Below are 20,103 nucleotides of genomic sequence, written 5' to 3' on the forward strand. Positions count from 1 at the left end.
ACGGCGTCGACTCGGTCCCGGGAGGTCGCGCTCCCTGCGTTCCGCCACGACAGCGTTCATTCCGCTCCGGACCGTACGCACCGACATGGCGACGGAAATCGCGGAGGGCGTCTGGCGGTTCGACTGTCGCGGGGTCAACGCGTACCTCGTTTCCGACGACGTGCCGACCCTCGTCGACGCCGGCACGCCGTGGGACGAGGCGGCGATCCGACGCGGCCTCGACGAGGCCGGCGTCGCGGTCTCCGACATCGGCCGCGTCCTGCTTACCCACTACGACCTCGACCACGTCGGGACGCTGGCGGCGCTGGCGCCCGACCTCGACGCGTCGATCCACGCGTACGGGTTCGACGCCCAGCTCCTCCGCGGCGCGCGGTCGCCGCCGCTCCGGAATCACAAGGGACTGATCCAGCGGCTCGGCGGGCTCCTCACGGATCTCTCCGACCTCGACGTGGTCAGCGTGCGGGACGGGGAGGCGCTCGGCTCGTTCACCGCGTACCACACGCCCGGGCACACGCCGGGCCACGTCGCGTACGTCAGCGAGGAACTCGGGGTCGGACTGCTCGGGGACCTCGTCTCCGAGTCGGACGGCGACCTGAAGCCCTCCGGCTGGGTGATCAGCTACGACACCGACGCGGTCGCGGCGAGCGTGCGCGACCTGGCCGAGCGCGCCCCGGTGTTCGAGGTCGCCTGCGTCGGCCACGGCGAGCCGCTGGCGACCGGCGGCAGTGAGGCGCTGCGGCGGTTGGCGGCGACGCTGTGAGCCGCCCCGGAGTCGCCCTCAGCGCGACTGCCGGTAGATGAGGTTGCGCTGGATGTCGTTGGCGCCCTCGTAGATCACCGGGATGCGCACGTCGCGGTAGACGCGGGCGATCCGGCGGTCGGTGAGGATCGAGCGGCCGCCGTGGAGCTTCATGCCCTGCTCGGCGCAGTCGGTCGCGACCTCCGTGGACTTGGTCTTGGCGAGGGCCGCCCAGTAGCCGGCGTCCTCGTTGTTCGCGACCTTCTCGCAGGCGCGCCAGTTGAGCGCGCGGGCCGACTCGAACCCGATGCGCATGTCGGAGATCGTGTGCTGGACGGCCTGGAACTCGTCGATGGTGCGGCCGAACGCCTCGCGCTCGTCGATGAACGCCTCCGCCTCCTCGATGGCGGCGGCCGCGAGCCCGAGCCCGTGGCCGCCGACGATCACGCGGCCGTGGTTGAAGAAGTCCGCGAGCACGTAGAAGCCGCCGCCCTCGCTGCCGACGACGTTCTCCTCCGGGACGAAGCAGTCCTCGAAGACGATGTGGCCCTGCTTGGACGCGCGCATCCCCATCTTCTCGGGGATGTGTTCGGCCTCGTAGCCGTCGGAGTCGGTCTCGACGATGAACAGCGTGTAGTTGGAGTAGCGGTCGTCGCTCTCGCCGGTCTTGGCGTAGACCGTGAGCCAGTCGGCCTCGACCGCGTTGCCGACCCAGTACTTCTCGCCGGTGAGCTCGTAGCCGCCCTCGACCTTCTCGGCCTCCGTCGTCATGCCCGCGAGGTCGGAGCCGGTCTGCGGTTCGGAGACCGCGAGCCCGGAGATCTGGTCGTTCTCGGCCACCGGCCGGAGGTACTCCTCCTTCTGCTCCTCGGTGCCGTACTGCTCGACCATCTCGGCGCCGAAGCTGGCGAGCTGGAGGGTGAGCGCGATGCCGGCGTCGGCGCGGTAGAACTCCTCCGCGATGGCGAGCACCTGCGCGAGGTCGAACCCCTTCCCGCCGTACTCCTCGCCGATGTCCTGCGCGACGAGCCCGGCGTCCATCCCCGCTTCGAGCACCTCCCAGGGGTACTCGCCCGATTCGTAATACGCCTCGGCGTTCGGGGCAATGTACTCGTCCGCGAACTCGCGGGCCTCCTGTTTGACGTCTCTCGCGCGCGCCGGCACGACGCTGTCGTCGAGCAGTTCCATACCGACCGTGAGGACCGCGCGCTCAAAACGTTCGTGGAACAACGAACAACTTCGTGTGCGTTTACGTCATCCCGTTCTCGGCGTCGCCCTCGTCGCCGGCCGCGTCCGACTCGCCGTCACCGCCGTCGGCACCCGAGTCGTCACCGCCGTCGGTGTCGGCGGCCGAGCCACCGCCGTCGGACCCGGGCTTCGGGTCGCCCGACCCGGTCGTCTCCGTCGATTCCGGATCTTCCGGCGGATCTGCCGGATCGGCCGGCGGATCTACCGAATCTTCCGGCGGATCTGCCGGATCGGCCGGCCGGAACCCCGCGGTTTCGAGGTCGGTGTCGGCGCTCTCGCGGGGGTCCGCGCCGCGCTCCCGGAGGACGGCGCGCGTCGCCTCCCGGTCGACCGTTCCCGAGACGGTCCGCGGGAGCTCGTCGACGTACGCGACCGTCTTCGGGATCTTGAACCCGGCCAGCCGCTCGCGGGCGAACGCGACGAACGCTCCCTCGTCGATCGGTGCGGGACCGATGCGGTCGGCTCCGGCGCTCGGATCCGCTATCTCGTCGTCGTCCGCCCCCCCGCCGTTCGCTTCGCGACCGGCGGAACCCGAATCGCTGCCGTCGGAACCGTTGCCCTCCGAGCCGTCGCCTAGCCGATCGCCCGCCGGGGCGGTTCCCTCCGAGGACGGACCGTCGGTGGAGGCGACCGCGCCCGACGGGAACCGGTCGCCGACCGCGACGAGCGCCCCGACGCGTTCGCCCCACACGTCGTCGTCGAGCCCGATCACCGCCACGTCGTCCACCTCGGGGTGTCCGCGGAGCACGTCCGCGACCTCCCCGGGTTCGACGTTCTCGCCGCCGGTGATGATCCGGTCGTCGACGCGGTTGAGCACGTGGAGGAACCCCGACTCGTCGAATCGACCGACGTCGCCGGTCTGGAGTCCGTGCGGGCCGAACTCGGAGCGATCGAGATCCGCCGGATCGATCCCGTTCACCTCGACCGCGTCGGAGGCCGCGGGGTCGCCTTCGTCGACCGCGAGGTATCCCGGCGTGATCGTCGGTCCGCTGACGACGATCTCGCCGGTCTCGCCCGGCTCGACCGGCTCGCCGCCGTCGTCGACGACCGTCACGTCGGTGCCGAAGAGGGGGCGGCCGACCGTCCCGATCCGGTCTCTGGTCTGTCGCGGCGTCGCGGTCGTGATCTGCGAGGCGGCCTCCGTCATCCCGTAGGTCGGGTACACCGGAATCGAGTAGTCGCGACACCGCTCCAACAGCTCGGCCGGCGCGGGCGCGCCCCCGAGCAGGACCGCGCGCAGCGAGTCCGACAGCGTCCCGCGGCGGTCGAGCATCCGCTTGAGCATCGTCGGGACGAGCGAGACCCCGCTCACGTCGTACGCGTCGATGTCGTCTGCGGTGCCGCCCGCGTCGAACCCCTCTCGCAACACGAGAGTGGTCCCGTACAGCACCGACCGATACACCGGTGCCAGCCCGCCCATGTGGTGAAGCGACAGCGACACGAGCCACCGGTCGTCGGGCTCGACGCCCAGGCGGAACGCCGAGGCGACCGCGGAGCTGTACACGTTGCCCGCGGTCAGGGGCACGGGCTTCGGCTCGCCGGTCGTCCCGGAGGTGAACAGCACGCAGAGCGGGTCCGCGAACGACCATCCCGGCGGATCGATCGACGCCGGATCGACGTCGTGAATCCCGGTGACCTCGGCGCTCGCCGGGTCGTCGACGGAGTAGACGGGGACGCCCTCGATCTCCGCCGCCGCGTCGGTCGCCGTCGGCTCGGTCGGCTCCGCGCAGACGACGGCGTCGAGGTCGGTCCGGTCGATCCGCGCGGCGATCTCGCGGGCGGTCAGCTCCTGGCCGAGCGGGACGAACGTCGCCCCGATCCGCATAGTCGCGTGGACGAGGCCGACGGTACCGACGTACGGGGGGGTGAGCACCCCGATCCGGTCGCCCTCGCCCAGCCCGTGCGCGACCAGTCGCCCGGCCGTCTCGTCGACGAGCCGGTCGAGGTCGGTGTAGCTCCACGCCTCGCCGTCCTCGGCGCGGACGAGGGCCGTGTCGTCCGGCGACGAGACCACGCGGTGAGAGAGCCAGTCGCGCATCGGTGTCACCCGCGTTCGCCGGGAGCGGTGCGACTACTCATCCGTGGACTGTCGCACGGTCAACACCGGGACGTCCGAGGTCCGGACGACTCGTTCCGTGACGCTCCCGAGCAGGTAGCGGCCGATCCCCTTCCGTCCGTGCGTCCCCATGACGACGACGTCGATGCCGTGTTCGTCGACGTAGTCGTGGATCGACTGGTACGCCGTCCCGGACGTGACGCTGGTGACGCACTCGATGCCCGCGTCGTCAGCTGCGTCCGCGACGCGCTTCGTCGCCTTCTCGCCCTCCGACTCGAGCGCCTCGACGACGACCTCCGCGCCGGCCTCCAGGCTGGAGTACGCCGCGCCGTCGACGACGTACAGGGCGTGGAGACGGGCGTCGTACCGGTCTGCGAGGCCGATCGCGTGTTCGATCGCGGCGTCCGACGCCGGACTGCCGTCGGTCGGAACGAGGATCTCTGCGTACATCTCGGTCGTGGATACAGCGGGTATCGATTAAAAACCCGATCCAACAGTCGCGTCGCGGACGCCGCGACCGATCGGCGGATTCGACGGGCCGCCCTATCGGAACCCCATCGCTTCGATCTGCTCTTGGTACCGGTTCCGGATGGTGACCTCGGTGACCTGCGCGACGTCCGCCACTTCGCGCTGGGTCTTCTTCTCGTTACAGAGGAGCGAGGCCGCGTAGATCGCGGCGGCCGCGAAGCCCGTCGGGGACTTCCCGGAGAGCAGCCCCTGTTCGGCCGAGACGTCGATGATCTCGGTCGCCTTCGACTGGACCTCCTCGGAGAGTTCGAGCGAGGACGCGAACCGGGGGACGAACTGCTTGGGGTCGACGGGCTTCAGCTCTAAGCCGAGCTCCTGGGAGATGTACCGATACGTCCGGCCGATCTCCTTCTGTGGCACCCGCGAGACGTCCGCGACCTCGTCGAGGCTGCGGGGGATCCCCTCCTGCCGGCAGGCGGCGTACAGCGCGGCGGTGGAGACGCCCTCGATGGAGCGGCCGCGGATCAGGTCCTCGTTGAGCGCGCGTCGATAGATGACGGAGGCCACTTCGCGAACCGACCGCGGGACGCCGAGCGCGCTCGCCATCCGGTCGATCTCCGAGAGCGCGAACTGGAGGTTGCGCTCGCCCGCGTCTTTCGTCCGGATCCGCTCCTGCCACTTGCGGAGGCGGTGCATCTGCGAGCGCTTCTCCGAGGAGAGCGACCGCCCGTACGCGTCCTTGTCCTTCCAGTCGATGGTCGTCGTTAGCCCCTTGTCGTGCATCGTCTCCGTGATGGGGGCGCCGACGCGAGACTTCGACTGCCGCTCCGAGTGGTTGAACGCGCGCCACTCCGGCCCGCGGTCGATGTTGCGCTCGTCCAAGACGAGCCCGCAGTCCTCACAGACGAGTTCCTGGTCGGCGTCGGTGACGATGTTCTCCGAGTCACACTCCGGACAGGAGACCGTCGATTCGTCCGTTTCCTGCTCCGCCTCTCGCTCCTGTTGCCGCTGGCGACTCGGACGTTCCATTAAAAGGTTTCTGGTCGTTTGCGTATTTAACTCTTGCCCACACCCCACGACGACGACGAAAAACTTGGGATCGGTCGAATACGCCTTTAGCTGTACGTAGAACGCTCCTACATTCGGAATTAGAAAACCGTTGCCGGTCCGAACACGGTGTCGACACGCCCCGCCGCCGGCACCGCGACGCACGAAACGTGACCGCGGTTTGAGGCCGGAATCATCCCTCCGGGCTTCCGAGGTCGATCTCGGCGCGTCGTGTGCCAACGGTCGTGAGTCTCCGCGTCGCGCGTCAACGGTCGTGAACCCCCGGCCCGCGGAGCGTCCAGTCCGCCGTCGCCTCCGCCGTATATTACTACAAAACATCTATAAAGATTTTTGTATAACTAGTACATATCAGGGTGTATGAGCACCACCTCCTCGTCCGGCATCGAACGAACGCTCCGCGGCTGTCGCCCCGCCGACGTCGACCCGGTCGTCATCGACGCGTCGGACCTCGACAGCACCGCGCCCGACCACCTCCGCGACCTCAAACAGGGGCTCGCGGCCCGCGGCTACCAGCCCGCCGCGGTCGCGACCGAGGCGGAGTTCGACGCCGAGAGCACGCTCGAACGCCAGCGCGAGGCCGACCGACTCCGCGGACTCGTCCGCGCCGCGTCGTTCCTCGGTGCCGGTCGGATCGAGGTCCGCGTCGACGAAGCGACGTGCGAGGAGGTTCACACCGCGCTCGCGGCGCTCGCAGAACGCGCCGACCGCGAGGGAGTCGAACTCGTCCGCGTCGAGGGCGACGGCGCCGCCTGACCGATGGCGACGAAGCGGTCGCTCGCGACAAAGCTCGGCGTCGTCGCCGGCTTCGAGCGTCCCGACGCCGCCCTCGAACAGTACCCGACGCCGCCCGAGCTGGCGGCCCACGTCGTCCACCTCGCGGACCTCCACGGCGACGTCGAGGGTCGCACCGTGATCGACTTGGGCGCCGGCACCGGGATGCTCGCGCTGGCCGCGGCGCTGCGCGGACCCGCGCGCGTTGTCGGCCTCGAACTCGACGGCGACGCGCTGGCGACCGCCCGCGCCAACGAGCGCCGCGTCGCCGCCAGCGCACCGGTCCACTGGGTCCGCGGCGACGCCACCCGCCCGCCGCTCGCCGTCGCGGAACCCGCCACCGTCGTGATGAATCCCCCGTTCGGCGCCCAAGACGGGAACAGACACGCCGACCGCGCGTTCCTCGCCGTCGCGAGCGACCTCGCTGCCGTCTCCTACTCGATCCACAACGCGGGGAGCCGGCAGTTCGTCGAGTCGTTCGCCGCCGACGAAGGCGGCGAGGTGACGCACGCGTTCGCGGCCGAGTTCCGGATCGACGCGCAGTTCGACCACCACGCCGACGAGGCGCGCGACGTCGACACCGAAGTGTACCGGATCGAGTGGACGTAGCGCCCGCGACGTGCTCCGGTCTCCCTCACGCCGTTCCCGCCTCTCCCGTCTCCTACTGCCGCCCTTCGTATCGCTCCCGCTGCGCGATCCGCACCCGCGTCTCGCCGCGCTCCGCGAACAGGACGTCGCCCTCGCGCACGAGGGTGATCCCCCGGACCGTCACCGACTCGTTCGCGGCCGGAAGCGGCGCCGTGACGTTGGTGCCGCTCCCGCCGATCACCGACAGTTCGAACCCGCCCTGCGTGGCCGCGACGACGACGTTCCGACCGTCGATCCGGGGCTCGGCCCGCGCCGGTTCGCTCGTGAACAGCGTCCGCCTCGTGTCGTCGCGGACCGCGTCGACCCGGTAGGTCGGGCCGCCGTTCGCGGCGACCCAGCCGACCCGCTGGACCCAGACGGTCTCGCGCCACCCCGTCCCCCCGAGATCGATCGCCCGGTACCCCCAGAACGCGAGGTTCCCCTTCGAGACCGCCGTCGTCCAAATTTCCCGATCCGGATGGGTGACGATCACCCCCGACGTGTTGACGGACGTCGAGCGGCCGAACGCCTCCACGTCGACGACGCCCACGAGCTGGTTCTCGACGTTCTCGGCGTACGTCACCCGATACCCCTCCACCTCGATCGGGTCGCCGGGGAGGTCCCCGTCGTCGACGGCGACGAGGTTCGGAACCACCCCCGGCCCCGCGACCGCCGCCAGCGCAGCGACGAGGAGGAGTATGCCGACCCCCGCGGGCGTCGCCGATCGGACTCCGTCTCGGAGCGTCTCCGGCTTCGGAACCGCCCGCGCCGGCCACAACGGCTCGTCGCGAGAGACGGCCGCGACGGCGACGAGCGCGGCCAGGACGGCGAGCAGCCCGAGCCCGACCGCGCGGTACAGCTCGTACTGCTCGTTGCCGAGGTACCAGTACACCGCCCACAGCCGGCGCGACGCGCCGAACAGCAGCAGCGCGCCGAAGACGACGAGCGCCGACCGCTGGGTCGCGTCCGCCCCGAGTCCGTCCCCGTCAGCCGTCGCGAGCGGGTGGTACTTCCATCTGCTCCCCGTCGGGTCTCCGTCACGGCGTTCGTCGCCCGGGCCTCGGGCCCGCCGGCGAGAGAGGAGAACCGCGAGCAGCGCCCCGGCGATCAGCCCGATCGCGTGGCCCTGGATCGCGACGTTCGCCCACCCCGGCGCGCCGTACGAGGGGGACGCCTCCGCGAACGCCACCGGGACTCGGAGGGCGTCGTAGAGGACGCGCACGAGCGTCGTTCCCGCCGTGGCGACGACCGCGGTGACGGGCCGCGAGACGAGCGCGAACCCCCAGTACCCGAACACGACGCCGGAGAAGCCGATCACTGGTCCCAGCGCGAACAGCGCGAACCCGAGGCCGAACGCGACCGCGACGCCGGGGACGATCAGGAACGCCCGAACGTAAGGGTTCGCTCCCGGCGAGTCGACGGCGGCGATCCGGGCCGGCAGCCGTCGCACTCGACCCGGGAGGCGTCGGAAGTGATTCGGAAGGTGCCGGAAGTGATTCGGAAGGTGCCGGAGGTGATTCGGAAGGTGCCGGAGGTGATTCGCAAGGCGTCGGAGGTACTCCGGACGGCGCCGAAACCGGACGATTGGGGACTCCGCGTCGTCGACCTCGCGTCCGCCGGGGAAGTGGCCGTACGCGTACTCCGCGAGGCCGCCCGCGACGAGCGCCGACAGGAGGTTACCGGTGATGTGCCCGCGGCTCGCGTGGGCGAAGCTGGACCAGACCATCCCCTCCGGGTAGAAGTACGACCACGATCGAAACGGGATCACGACCGGTCGGTTCGGGTCGTCGATCCCCGACTGGACGAACAGGTACACGCCGATCACGCCGGCGATCACGACGAGCGTCCCCCACGGAACGCCGAGGAGGAGCCGCGATCGGAGCGCCCGCGTCCAGTCACCGCCGGGGTGATCGACGAGGTACACTGCGGCGAGCGCGACGACGACGCCGATGCCACCGGCGGCGAGGTGAACGGCGTCCGATGTCAGCGCTCCCGCGACCATGTCGGGTTGGAGGGGACTGCGCGTACATCAATTCGGGGGTCGGGAGCGGGGCTCGGAAGGAATCGGTCGATCGGGAGTGGGGCTCGGAAGGAATCGGTCGATCGGGAGCGGGGCTCGGAAGGAATCGGTCGATCGGGAGTGGGGCTCGGAAGGAATCGGGCGATAGGGAGCGGGGCTCGGAGAGGGAGCGGCGGAGCGTCGAGGGGGCAGTCGCGTCCGCGACCGCCTCCGCTCAGATCTTGTTCTCGGCGTCGTCGGCGAGTTCCTCCATCCGCTTGCCGACGCGGCCGGCGGGCGAGAACTCGTCTTCGCTCATCGCGTTCGCCAGCGCGTTGCCGAGGACGAACACGGCGTGTTTGTGCTCGCTCTTCGATTTGTGGACGTGCGACGGATCGACCTCGAGCTCGTCGTAGGGGTCGAAAAGCGATCCGTCGACCGTCTCCTGCGCGCGGAAGTGCTCCATGATCGTCACCATCTGTTCGTGGAGTTCGAGCAGTTCGTCCTTGTGCATACCCCGAGATACGGGCCGTAGGCCCTTTAAGGGTTGTTGAGGCGGGTACGCACGATTCCGCGCGTTCGGGGACCGTGGGGGAAAATCGGTGCCGGCGCCGGTCAGAAGACGTACTCGTCTTCGTGGCCCATCATTCCCTCGTCTTCGAACCCGTTGGAGTCGTCGTCCTCCCGCGGGCCGCTCGTCTTGTACGCCTTGATGCCCGTCGAGAGCAGCTCCTCGACCGCCTCCTCGCGGTTGAGGAACTCTCCCTCCTCGACCATCTGGGCGATCTGCATCTCCAGATGCTCCGGCACCGTTATTTTCACTCGTGGCATTTGCTGTCCGGCTCTTGTGGGATGGGAAATATAAAGGTGGCGTCGCAGATGCGTATATCTGAAAACTCAGAACTGAGATTTAAAATTATATTTTTGATCGGTAGAACTCTGATTTGGAAAATCCGAACACTCCCGTCGCATTCCGATGGCAAGGAGGCTCACGCGACGAGAGAGCGACATTCATACGTCGGTTCGGGACGTATCCGCCTCCATGACCGAATCCGGCGTCGACGCCGCCGAGGACCTCACCGATCTCTACCGCGAGTACGGCGACGATCGGCTCCCTCCGGGCCAGCGCGAGACGGACGGTTTCCCCGTCCTCTCGAAGAGCGGAACGCCCGCGTGGGATCCGCAGACCTTCGAACTCGAGGTGTGGGGCGCGGTCGAGGAGCCGCTGTCGTTCTCGCTCGACGAGTTCCGCGACCTCCCCGCCGTCACCCAGCGGCAGGACTTCCACTGCGTGACGGGGTGGAGCAAGTTCGACTGCGAGTTCACGGGCGTCTCGTTCGCCGATCTGGCCGAGCGCGCCGGCGTCCGCGACGACGCCGAACACGTCATGTTCCACTCGCTCGACGGCTACACGACCGACCTCCCGCTGGAGGAATGTACGAGGCCGGGCGTCCAGCTCACGTACGGCTACGACGGCGACGATCTCCCGGCCGATCACGGCGGCCCGATCCGCGTCGTCACGCCGCACAAGTACGCCTACAAGGGCGCGAAGTGGGTATCGGGCGTCGAGTTCCTTACCGAGAAGGAGCTCGGCTACTGGGAGAAGCGCGGGTACAGCGACACGGCGAACCCCTGGAACGAGGACCGATACAGCTGACGACCGACGTCTCGTCGCCCGATTTCTCTCGTCCCCCTGCCCGATTTTCCCCGCCTGCTCCGCCCCGATAGTCAGGATAAAGGGTCCCCGTCCCCGATTCGATACGCATGGATCAGGCGCGCTCCCGGTCGTCGCCGCCGCTGGTCAGCCGGACCACAGCTGTCGACGAGCCGGGGTTCGCGGCGGCGTTCGACGCGCTCTCCGCCCCGCGCACGGTCTGGAGCGCCCCCGACGACGCGCTGGTGATCGGCGGCGGCGCGGCGGCGACCCTGACCGCGGCTGGAAGCGACCGGTTCGCGTCGATCCGCGAGGCGGCGACGGAGCTGTTCGAAGCCGGCGACGTCCACGCCGGTACGGAGGCGGCCCGCCCGCGCGTGTTCGGGGGGTTCGCCTTCCACGAGGGGGCCTGCGACGGCGACCCGTGGGGGCCGTTTCCCGAGGCTCGGTTCGTGCTGCCTCGGACCCAACTGACCGTCGCCGACAACGGGACGTGGCTGACCGTCAACGCGGTCGGTGCCGACGCCGACGCGGCAGCAGTCGAGGACCGACTGGCGCGCGAGGTCGAGCGGTTCGCCGCGCTCGGTGACGCCGACCACGGCGCGGTCGACGGCTCCGCGGCCCGCTCGCCCCGCCCGGGAATCAGCGAGAGCCGTCGGACGACGAGCCGCGAGGCGTGGCGCGAGAGCGTCGGCGCCGCGGTCGACCGGATCCGCGACGGCGACCTCCGGAAGGTGGTGTTGGCGCAGGCGCTGGAGGCGGACCTCGCGGCCGACTTCCCCCGCGCGGCGACGCTCGAACGCCTCGCCGAGAAGTACCCCGACTGCCACCGCTACTGGTTCGAGCCGGCCGCCGGGGAGAGCGCCTTCTTCGGCGCCACGCCCGAGCGGCTGGTCTCGCTGCGCGGCCGGACGGTCGAGACGGACGCCCTCGCCGGGACGACCGGACGCGGCGAGACGCCGACCGAAGACGAGTGGCTCGCGCGCGAGCTGCTCGACGACGAGAAGAACGTCCACGAACACGAGCTGGTCGCGGAAACGGTCCGGCACCAGCTCGAGCCGTTCGCGGCGTCGGTCTCCGCGGGCGAGCGCCGCGTCCGGCGGCTCGCGACGGTCCAGCACCTCCACACGCCGATTACCGCCGAGCTCGACGCGGACCGCCACGTCCTCGACCTCGTCGAGGCGCTCCACCCGACGCCCGCGGTCGGCGGGCTCCCGCCGGACCGCGCGCTGGCGACGATCCGCGAGACGGAGCCGTTCGACCGCGGCTGGTACGCCGCCCCGGTGGGCTGGATCGACGCCGCGGGCAACGGCGCGTTCGCGGTCGCGATCCGCTCGGCCGTCGCGAGCCGGCGACGCGCGACGCTGTTCGCGGGCGTCGGCATCGTCTCCGACTCGGACCCCGACCGCGAGTGGGACGAGGTCCAGCTGAAGTACCGGCCGATCCTCGACGAGCTGGAGGCCGACGCCGGAGTCGACTCCGCGGACTGACCCCTACTGAAACATCTTCAGCGGCTCGGCCTGCGAGCTCTCCTCGTTCGCCTGTCGCATCTGCTCCGCCAGCTGCTGTTTCGCCTCGCGGATCTCGGTCGCCTGGTCGACGAGCCCGTCGGTCGGCGTCTCCGTGCCCGCGATCGGGTCGATCCCGTCGAGAATGAGCCGCCGCGCCGCCTCGGGGTCGGGGAACTTCGGATCGGACTCGACGACGAGCCCGACGGCGTCGCGGTCGTGCTCCAGCGCCGCCGCGACCATCGCGCCGGTCGGCCCCGAGACGAGCCCGGACTCCGAGGGGGCCTCCACCTCGGCCCGAGCGAGCGCCTCGCCGCCGTCGCCGGTCGCGATCCCGTACAGCGCCGGCGGCTCGTCGTCCTTCTCGCGGCCGAGTCCGGAGAGGAACACGGGGAACAGCCCCGTCTCGTCGAACCACGAGCCGAGGCACGCGGCGACCTTCGACGCGGCGGCCGGGTTCACCGGCACGTCGCTGCGGAGCGCGACGAGGTCCCGCTCCGGGTCCGCGTAGAGCCGCACCGGCGTCGTCGCCGCGGCGTTGCCCTCGCGGTACACCGCCACCGGCGGCAGCCCGTCGCAGTGGACGTTCGCGTAGTGGATCATCCCGTGAACGTCGATCAGGTGGTCGGTCGCGATCTTGCCGACGAGCCCCACGCCCGGAAACCCCTCGACCAGCGTCGGCTCGTCCAGCGACACGTCCTCGACGGTGGATATACGGGCCATGGCCGGGCGTACGCGGGGCGCGGACCTAAAGGTGGGGCGCGAGCCGGGCCGAGCGAGTCCCGAAACGGTCTAACCGCCCGGGGCGAAAGGTGGGTCATGAACCCGCTCGACCGATACGAGTCGCTCGTCGACGATGTCGACGCGTTCCGGGCGGCGTGCGACCGCCCGCTCCCCTCGGTCGTGCGCACGAATCGGATCGCGGCGACGCCGGCCCGCGTCCGCGAGGCGTTCGACGAGGCGGGCGTCGCCCACGAGCCGGTCGACTGGCACGACGGCCTCTTCCGCCTCCCCGACGGCAACCCCGGCGGTAACTGGCCGTACGTCCACGGTTGGACCCACGGGCAGGAGGAGGTGTCCGTGCTGCCGACGCTCGCGCTCGACCCGCGGCCCGGCGAGCGCGTCTGGGACGCCTGCGCGGCGCCCGGCAGCAAGACGACCCAGATCGCGGACGCGATGGGCGACGAGGGCACCCTCGTCGCCAACGACAACAACCTCGGGCGGCTCTCCGCGCTCCGGCACAACGCCGAGCGACTCGGGATCACGAACGCGGTCGTCACGAACCAAGACGCCCGCAACTTCTCGACGAGGCCGCTCGCGTTCGACGAGTTCGACCGCGCGCTGGTCGACGCGCCCTGCTCCTGTGAGGGCACCTGCCGCAAGAATCCGGACGTCCTCGACGAGTGGACGCTCGACCACGTCCACGCGGTCGCGGGGATCCAGAAGGGGGTGCTGGCCCGCGCCGTCCAGGCGACCAGACCTGGGGGGGTCGTGGTCTACTCCACGTGTACGTTCGCGCCCGAGGAGAACGAGGCCGTCCTCGACCACGTCCTCGCGAACGAGGACTGCGAGCTGGTCGAGTTCGACCTCCCGCTCGAAACCGACCCCGGCGTGACCGAGTGGGACGGCGAGACGTACGACGAGTCCGTGACGCGCGCGAAGCGCATCTACCCGCACCGCAACGACACGGGCGGGTTCTTCTGCGCGAAGCTACGCGTGGGGGGGAACAAAAATACGGGGGTCGGAGCGTGACCGACGACGCCCCCACCAACGACGGCCAGCGGTTCGACCGCCTCCCCGAGACGCCCGCCGACCGCGAGGTCGAGGGCCGCGCGAGCCGCGCGGAGGTCCTCGACTGGTGGGACGAACGGTTCGATATCGGCCCGGAGGTGTTCGAAGGATACAGCTTCTGGGAGAAGGGCGCCGGGAAGGTCTGGATCTTCAACGGCGAGGCGACCGACCCGAGCCGGGTGGAGGCGATCGGGATGACCTTCCTCCGGACGCGACAGGAACACTGGAAGCCGACCGGCCGAGCGGTCTCGCGGTTCGGATCGCGCGCGACGAAGAACGTGATCGAACTGGACCCCGAGCAGGCGTCTCGGTTCGCGGCCGGCGACGATCAGGACCTCCCCGAGTGGGACGGCGACTGGGGCTACCTCATCGCGACCCACGAGGTCGCCGGCGAGTCGGTGCCGATCGGGGTCGGGCTGTATTTATACGACGAACTGCGCTCCGTGGTCCCGAAGGGCAGTCGGGCCGACTTGCCCGTCGTGGAGTGACTGAACAGGTTAGCGAACCGTTTTGTTATTTATGAGTGGTTGATTGCGGCTCTCCGGTGAACACCTCCAAAGCCCCAGCCGCGAGGCCGCCGTACGCTCGTTGCGCCCCTCAGTCGCTCGCTTCGCTCGCTCCCTGCGGTGCTTACGTCGCCTACGGCGGCCTCGCGACTGCTCTTTTGAGTCCCACCCGACTGCGACCGCACGACACCTCACGCCTCCCCGGCCTCGTCGCTCGCGGTTAAAAGCGCTGGCGACTCCCTCGCACGCGCTCTCGCCGGCGGCGAAGCCGCCGGCTGTCAGAGAGACCTCCGGTCTCTCGCTACTCGCGCCCGCTGGGCGCTCGGAGGCGCGCGCCACGGCACTTAGTTAAATACGTTATTCCGATTTCTCCCGAACCGTTCCCCCGCCGAGCCCCTCCCATTCGACCCGGTAGCCGAGCCGCGAGAGGGCCGCGCTCGCGTCGTCGATGCCGTGATCGTCGAGGACCGCTTCGGCCGCCGAGAGCGCCATCCCGGCCTCGATCTCGTCGTCGATCGCCGCCAACACCGCCGGCCGCACGAGCGTCCGCCCGATGCGCTCGTGGTCGGGGAACGCCTTGTCAGCTATCGCCTCGACGCTCACGCCGCGCTCGTCCGCGAGGTCGTCGAGTCCGATCGCGTCGGCGTCGGGCGAGAGGGAATCGGGGAGGGCGGCGGCCGCGTCCGCGACGAACTCGTCCTCGTACTCGCGGAGCACGTCGACCACGTCCTTCACGCGCACCGTCCCCGAGTAGGTGACGACGCGGTGGTCGCGCGCGGCTATCTCCTCGCCGACGCCGAGGCTCTCGTCGACGGCCACGAGAAGGTCCACGTCCTCCACGTCCGCGAGCTGGGAGAGCTTCTTCTCGACGTACTCGGGGGTCCAGAAGCCCATCACCTCGAAGAAGAGCCGGAAGTCGGCGTGGGCGTAGTCGAACGCGAAGTCCGGGATCATGACGCTCGCGCCCGTTTCGAGGGGTTCGGGCTCGCGCACCAGGGTCCAGTCGAGGTCGAGCCCGCGGACCCGCCCGGCGAAGTCGGCCTCGACCCCGCTGTCGAAGTCGGGCTCCGCGACGGGCTCGACGTCCGGCACGGTCACGTCGCCGTCCGAGAGGCGCATCGTGCGCTCGCGCCCGCGGTCGTCGATCGTCGCCTCCAGCGACCACTCGGCCGACTCCGCGACCGTTCGGAGCAGCCGCGCGAACGCGGTCCCGTAGCGGCGGGTTCGCGAGAACAGCCGGTCCGGGCCGGTGACGACGAGTTCGCGGCCGTCCGGAGTCTTCTCCACCTCGTACATCAGTCGGAGTCGCTTGACGGCGGAGACGAGCCGCTTCGGGTCGTTCGACCGCACCCGGACCTCGGTGGCGTCGAAGAGCGCGGTCTGGGCGAGCGAAAGATCGTACTGCTCCAGGAGGGCGTCGGGGTCCCAGCGCACGTCGGCGTCGACGAGCACTTGCTCGACGTCGCGGTCGGCGTACAGCGACGCCTCCACCTCGCCCGCGCCGATCCCGAGCGCGTCGGCGGCGCGCTCGACCGCGACCTCCCGGTCCGCCTCGTTCGCGACGCCGACCGCTTCGGCCGCCTCGAACGCGGCCCGCCGGACGCGACGCGGCGGGACCGGCGCGCGCGTCTCGAACTCGCACTCGCGCTCGACGAGCGCCGCGAGCCCGCGGACGAGCTTGAAGTCGCCGTTCCGGGCGGCGGCGTCGGCCTCCAGGTCCGCCAGCGCGTCGTCGAGGTCGCCGCGCCGCTCGCCGACGTGCGACTCGAACGTCCCGAGGACGCGGGCCGCGAGCGGGCGGTGTTCCCGGCCGGTGAACTGCGGGCGGTAGCCGCCGCCCGCCCGGGAGACGCGCAGGAGGTCCTTCCGTAACACGGGGCGGGGTACGCCGCGCCCTGCCTAAAACGAGCGGGTTCGGTTCCACCCCCCGAACGTGCGGTCGCGGTGGCGCGTGCCTGCGAGGCCGCACCGCGGCCGAGCGGCACGCGCGAGGGAGTCAGTCGCCGGAGCAAAGCGACGGCGACTGACGAGGCTGGGGAGGGGAGAGGTGTTGTGCGGTCGTGGTCGGGTGGGACTCGAAGGGGCAGCCGGGAGGCGGGCGCAGGCGAAGTAAGGACCGCAGGGCGGGAGCGAGCGAAGCGAGCGACCAACCGAGGACCGCAGCGAGCGTGCGCCCGCCTCCCGGCTGGGGCTTCGGTGGTGTCGCTCGCCGATTTGTCAGATCTGAAGCCCTCGTATAGCCGAGCGGTCGAGAACTCGAATTTCGTTTCGTCGAGGCGGGAAACGCGGCGTTGAGCGGTCGGAGCCGTGGCGCCGACTCCCGCTCTGCTGCCGACGCGCACCCCTCTCACGAATCGGTGCGACACGCTTAACTCCGAAACCCGTCGATCGGAGCGTAATGAGTACCGACGCGGCGAGTGACGGGGACGCCGGTAGCGAGGGCGACGACGCCGCCGCGGATGCCACCGACTCCGAGGCGTTCGTCCGCACCTGCGAGCACCTCGTCGATCGCATCCTCGACGGCGAGATCGAGCGCGACGACCTCGAACGCGCCAAGCTCGACGCCTGCTCGGAGTTCGGCTCCCCGAAGGTGCCGAAGAACACCGAGATCCTCGACCACGCCCCGTCCGAGGCGCGCGACGACGTGATCGAGGTGGTCCAGCGCAAGCCCGTCCGGACCGCCTCGGGCGTCTCGCCGGTCGCGATCATGACCTCCCCCGAGCTGTGCCCCCACGGGAAGTGCCTCTACTGTCCCGGCGGTCCGGCCTCGGAGTTCTCCTCGGCGCAGTCGTACACGGGCCACGAGCCCGCCGCCGCGCGCGGCGAGCAGAACGACTACGACCCGTACGGGCAGGTCACCCTCCGGCTCGAACAGCTCCGGAAGATCGGCCACCCGGTCGACAAGGTGGAGCTCATCCTGATGGGCGGGACGATGACCGCGCGCTCGCACGACTACCAGGAGTGGTTCGTGAAGCGCGCGCTCCAGGCGATGAACGACTACGACCTCGACAAGGAGCCGGAGCCGGCCGAGGGCGAGTCGTTCGCGCCCGCGCCGGAAGACACCGAGTTCGAGTACCTCGAGGACGTGATCGCGGAAAACGAGACGAACGAGATCCGCAACATCGGCACCACCTTCGAGACGAAGCCCGACTGGTGTGACCCCGAGCAGATCGACCGGATGCTCGATCTCGGTGGTACCAAGGTCGAAGTCGGCGTCCAGACCACCTACGAGCGGATCAACCGCGACATGCACCGCGGGCACGGAAACGAGGCCTCCCGCAACGCCAACCGCCGCCTGCGCGACGCCGCGTTCAAGGTCGGCTTCCACATGATGCCGGGCCAGCCGGGAATGACCCGGGAGATGTGTCTGGAGGACTTCCGGCAGCTGTTCGACAATCCCGACTGGCGCCCGGACTACCTGAAGATCTACCCCACGCTCGTCGTCGAGGGAACCCGGGTGTACGACCGCTGGCGCCGAGACGACTTCGACCCGCTCACGAGCGAGGAGGCGGCCGATGTCGTCGCCGAGGTCATGGACCTGATCCCGAAGTACACGCGGCTCCAGCGCGTCCAGCGCGACATCCCCGCGGACTTCATCGACGCCGGCGTCCAGAAGTCCAACCTCCGCCAGCTCGCGGCCCAGCGCGCCGAGGAGAAGGGGATCGTCCAGCACGATATCCGCGCCCGGGAGGTCGGGCACAACGACGCCGACCCGGACCCCGACGACGTCGAACTCGACGTGCTGACCTACGAGGCCGGCGGCGGCACGGAGCACTTCATCTCCTTCGAGGACCCCGTCCGCGACCTCCTCGTCGGCTTCTGTCGCCTGCGATTCCCCTCGTTCGCCCCCGACCAGCCGGGCGCGGCGGGCACCGAGGGCGACCCGATCCGCCGCGAACTCGAGGACGCCGCGCTGGTCCGCGAGCTCCACGTGTACGGCAACGAGGTCGGCATCGGCGGCGACGGCGACTGGCAGCACCAGGGGTACGGGACGCGACTCCTCGAACGCGCCGAGGAACTGTCACGCGAGGCCGGGTACGGGAAAATCGCCGTCATCTCCGGCATCGGCGCCCGCGAGTACTACCGGAACAAGCTCGGCTACCGGCAGGACGGGCCGTACGTGTCGAAGCGGTTGTAGCGCCCGCCGCGTCGCCCTTCGTCGTCCACGCAACGAGTATAATACTCTACCTGTGACGTTAAAACAACTACTCGGTAGCCAAATTATTTAAATGAGTTCGGTCCGTGGCACGGCATACCCCGCACGGGGATAGTTACCATGTTACTCGACAGACGGACGCTGTTGAAAGGTATCGGCGCGGCGGGCGCCTCGGTCTCGGTCGCCGGCCTCGCCTCGGCGAGCGACGGGTCGGTGGAGTACGTCGTCACCGGGAAGGGGAACGGCGTCTCGGACGCGGTCGCGGACGCCGGGTTCGAGGTGTTCCGCACCGTCGCGGACGGAGAGATCCTCGGCGTTCGTGGACCGGCGGACGCCGAGAGCGACCTCTCGGGCGTCGCGGGCGTGTCCGCGGTCTCACGGGACGTCAGGCTCGACTTCACCGAGCCCGTCGACCGCCAGGTGGTCGACCCGGACGAGACCGACGAAGAGCCCGCATTCGCCGAACTCCAGTGGGACAACCGTCGGATCGACGCCGGCGAGGCGCGGGAGTTCGCGACCGGCGAGGGCACGAGCGTGGCGGTCGTCGACACGGGGATCGACTTCGATCACCCCGACCTCGGCAACGTGAACGAGGACCTCGCGGCGACGTTCATCCCCGAGGACGCCAGCGCCACCGACGGCGCGGACGACGAGGTGCGCGGCCACGGGACGGCCGTCGCCGGTGTCGTCGGCGCGACCGGTGACCAAGGGATCGTCGGCGTCGCACCCGACACCGAGTTGATTCCGGTCCGCGTGTTCCCGGACGAGGGCGGTGCGCGCTTCATCGACATCTTCGCCGGGATCGACTACGCCGCGGCGGTCGGCGCCGACGTCGCGAACTTCAGCCTCGGCGTTCCAGGCGTTCTTCCGCCTCAAGCTAACCAGGGCGGTATCCGCGCCGCGATCCAGACCGTGTTCCAGAGCGCGGTGCGCCGCGGGACCGTGGTTACAGCCAGCGCCGGCAACGCGGGAGGTAACCTCCAGCAGGGCGGCGGGTTCAGCCTCCCGAACAGCGTCCCGGCGGCGTTCAGCGTGAGCACGACCGGACCGAACGACGAACTGGTGTTCTACTCGAACTTCGGCACGAACGAAATCGACGTTGCGGCGCCGGGCGGCGGCTACGAGACGCTCGAAAAGACGCTCTCGACGGACACGCCGTTCCCGTTCCCCACGAACCTCGTGTTCACCACCTACCCGCTGGAGCGGGGTGCGTACGTGTACATCGCCGGCACGTCGTTCTCGGCGCCGCAGGTCGCAGGGCTCGCAGCTTTGGTCCGCGAACTCGAACCGAACGCGGGTCCGAGTCAGGTCGAGCAGGCGATCCAGCAGGGCGCGGAGCTTGTGAACGGCAAGAGCGACCCCGAGCTCGGCGCCGGTCGCATCAACGCCCTGAACACCGTCGAGTCGCTGGCGAAGAAGAACGGGAAGAACAAGAAGAAAAAGAAGTAACTGCGGGGATACGACGAAACGCGACTCGTCCCCACAACGACACGCCTTTTTCCGGCCCGGCGG

The 20,103-nt window shown here is 69.9% G+C and carries 18 protein-coding genes; 9 read left to right on the forward strand and 9 right to left on the reverse strand.

All coding sequences use genetic code 11. The features are described 5' to 3' along the window. Positions 1-85: 85 nt before the first annotated feature. Positions 86-760, forward strand: a complete 675-nt coding sequence (locus tag EXE45_RS00125; protein WP_137693198.1) for an MBL fold metallo-hydrolase — start codon at positions 86-88, stop codon at positions 758-760. A gap of 18 nt (positions 761-778) precedes the next feature. On the opposite strand, the gene EXE45_RS00130 is transcribed toward EXE45_RS00125, so the two are convergent. The 4 genes from EXE45_RS00130 to EXE45_RS00145 all read right to left on the reverse strand — a co-directional run bounded on the left by EXE45_RS00130 (position 779) and on the right by EXE45_RS00145 (position 5,540). After that, complete coding sequence (locus tag EXE45_RS00130; RefSeq protein ID WP_092923124.1) at positions 779-1,927, reverse strand: acyl-CoA dehydrogenase family protein; 1,149 nt, start codon at positions 1,925-1,927, stop codon at positions 779-781. Positions 1,928-1,988: 61 nt separating this feature from the next. Next, positions 1,989-4,025 carry a class I adenylate-forming enzyme family protein gene (locus tag EXE45_RS00135; protein WP_137693199.1) on the reverse strand — a complete coding sequence of 679 codons (2,037 nt, stop codon included), beginning with the start codon at positions 4,023-4,025 and terminating at the stop codon, positions 1,989-1,991. 33 nt (positions 4,026-4,058) lie between these two features. Continuing rightward, complete coding sequence (locus EXE45_RS00140; RefSeq protein ID WP_092923118.1) at positions 4,059-4,493, reverse strand: universal stress protein; 435 nt, start codon at positions 4,491-4,493, stop codon at positions 4,059-4,061. A 93-nt stretch (positions 4,494-4,586) separates the two neighbouring features. Next, entirely contained in the window at positions 4,587-5,540 is a 954-nt protein-coding gene (locus EXE45_RS00145) for a transcription initiation factor IIB family protein (protein WP_092923115.1), read from the reverse strand. Between the two features lie 396 nt (positions 5,541-5,936). On the opposite strand from EXE45_RS00145, the gene EXE45_RS00150 reads away from it, so the two are divergent. Continuing rightward, positions 5,937-6,332 (forward strand): hypothetical protein, encoded by a 396-nt coding sequence (locus EXE45_RS00150; protein WP_092923112.1) that lies wholly within the window; start codon positions 5,937-5,939, stop codon positions 6,330-6,332. A 3-nt stretch (positions 6,333-6,335) separates the two neighbouring features. Beyond that, positions 6,336-6,959, forward strand: coding sequence for an METTL5 family protein (locus tag EXE45_RS00155; protein ID WP_092923109.1), 624 nt, complete (start codon positions 6,336-6,338; stop codon positions 6,957-6,959). Between the two features lie 52 nt (positions 6,960-7,011). Here the strand turns inward: EXE45_RS00155 and EXE45_RS00160 are convergent, their stop codons facing one another. The 3 genes from EXE45_RS00160 to EXE45_RS00170 form a co-directional block, all read right to left on the reverse strand. Then, positions 7,012-8,979 (reverse strand): rhomboid family intramembrane serine protease, encoded by a 1,968-nt coding sequence (locus EXE45_RS00160; RefSeq protein ID WP_137693200.1) that lies wholly within the window; start codon positions 8,977-8,979, stop codon positions 7,012-7,014. A 232-nt stretch (positions 8,980-9,211) separates the two neighbouring features. Beyond that, positions 9,212-9,490: a UPF0058 family protein gene (locus EXE45_RS00165; RefSeq protein WP_008442749.1), complete on the reverse strand. Its 279-nt coding sequence runs from the start codon at positions 9,488-9,490 to the stop codon at positions 9,212-9,214. Between the two features lie 101 nt (positions 9,491-9,591). Next, on the reverse strand, positions 9,592-9,807 hold the full coding sequence (locus tag EXE45_RS00170; RefSeq protein WP_092923103.1) for a ribbon-helix-helix domain-containing protein: 216 nt from the start codon (positions 9,805-9,807) through the stop codon (positions 9,592-9,594). Positions 9,808-10,018: 211 nt separating this feature from the next. On the opposite strand from EXE45_RS00170, the gene EXE45_RS00175 reads away from it, so the two are divergent. Beyond that, positions 10,019-10,633 (forward strand): sulfite oxidase-like oxidoreductase, encoded by a 615-nt coding sequence (locus tag EXE45_RS00175; protein ID WP_092923100.1) that lies wholly within the window; start codon positions 10,019-10,021, stop codon positions 10,631-10,633. Positions 10,634-10,740: 107 nt separating this feature from the next. Next, complete coding sequence (locus EXE45_RS00180; protein WP_092923097.1) at positions 10,741-12,120, forward strand: isochorismate synthase MenF; 1,380 nt, start codon at positions 10,741-10,743, stop codon at positions 12,118-12,120. A 3-nt stretch (positions 12,121-12,123) separates the two neighbouring features. Here EXE45_RS00180 and EXE45_RS00185 read toward each other — a convergent pair whose 3' ends face one another. Next, a complete protein-coding gene (locus tag EXE45_RS00185; RefSeq protein ID WP_092923095.1) occupies positions 12,124-12,861 on the reverse strand; it encodes a proteasome assembly chaperone family protein in 738 nt (245 codons plus the stop codon). Between the two features lie 96 nt (positions 12,862-12,957). On the opposite strand from EXE45_RS00185, the gene EXE45_RS00190 reads away from it, so the two are divergent. Continuing rightward, positions 12,958-13,890 (forward strand): RsmB/NOP family class I SAM-dependent RNA methyltransferase, encoded by a 933-nt coding sequence (locus EXE45_RS00190; protein WP_137693201.1) that lies wholly within the window; start codon positions 12,958-12,960, stop codon positions 13,888-13,890. Then, a complete protein-coding gene (locus EXE45_RS00195) occupies positions 13,887-14,417 on the forward strand; it encodes a hypothetical protein (RefSeq protein ID WP_137693202.1) in 531 nt (176 codons plus the stop codon). Before EXE45_RS00190 ends, EXE45_RS00195 begins: the two co-directional genes overlap by 4 nt. Before the next feature lie 375 nt (positions 14,418-14,792). On the opposite strand, the gene EXE45_RS00205 is transcribed toward EXE45_RS00195, so the two are convergent. Next, the gene (locus EXE45_RS00205; RefSeq protein ID WP_137693204.1) at positions 14,793-16,310 is read right to left on the reverse strand and encodes a DUF790 family protein; all 1,518 of its coding nucleotides are present in this window, start codon (positions 16,308-16,310) and stop codon (positions 14,793-14,795) included. Between the two features lie 523 nt (positions 16,311-16,833). Between EXE45_RS00205 and EXE45_RS00210 the strand changes: the two genes are divergently transcribed. Both EXE45_RS00210 and EXE45_RS00215 read left to right on the forward strand, forming a co-directional pair. Then, on the forward strand, positions 16,834-18,573 hold the full coding sequence (locus EXE45_RS00210) for a tRNA uridine(34) 5-carboxymethylaminomethyl modification radical SAM/GNAT enzyme Elp3 (RefSeq protein ID WP_137693205.1): 1,740 nt from the start codon (positions 16,834-16,836) through the stop codon (positions 18,571-18,573). Positions 18,574-18,711: 138 nt separating this feature from the next. After that, positions 18,712-20,040, forward strand: a complete 1,329-nt coding sequence (locus tag EXE45_RS00215; RefSeq protein ID WP_137693206.1) for a S8 family serine peptidase — start codon at positions 18,712-18,714, stop codon at positions 20,038-20,040. The last annotated feature ends 63 nt before the right edge of the window (positions 20,041-20,103 follow it).

This window comes from Halorubrum sp. SP9, from assembly GCF_005435015.1.
In the GTDB taxonomy this organism is placed as follows: Archaea; Halobacteriota; Halobacteria; order Halobacteriales; family Haloferacaceae; genus Halorubrum; species Halorubrum sodomense.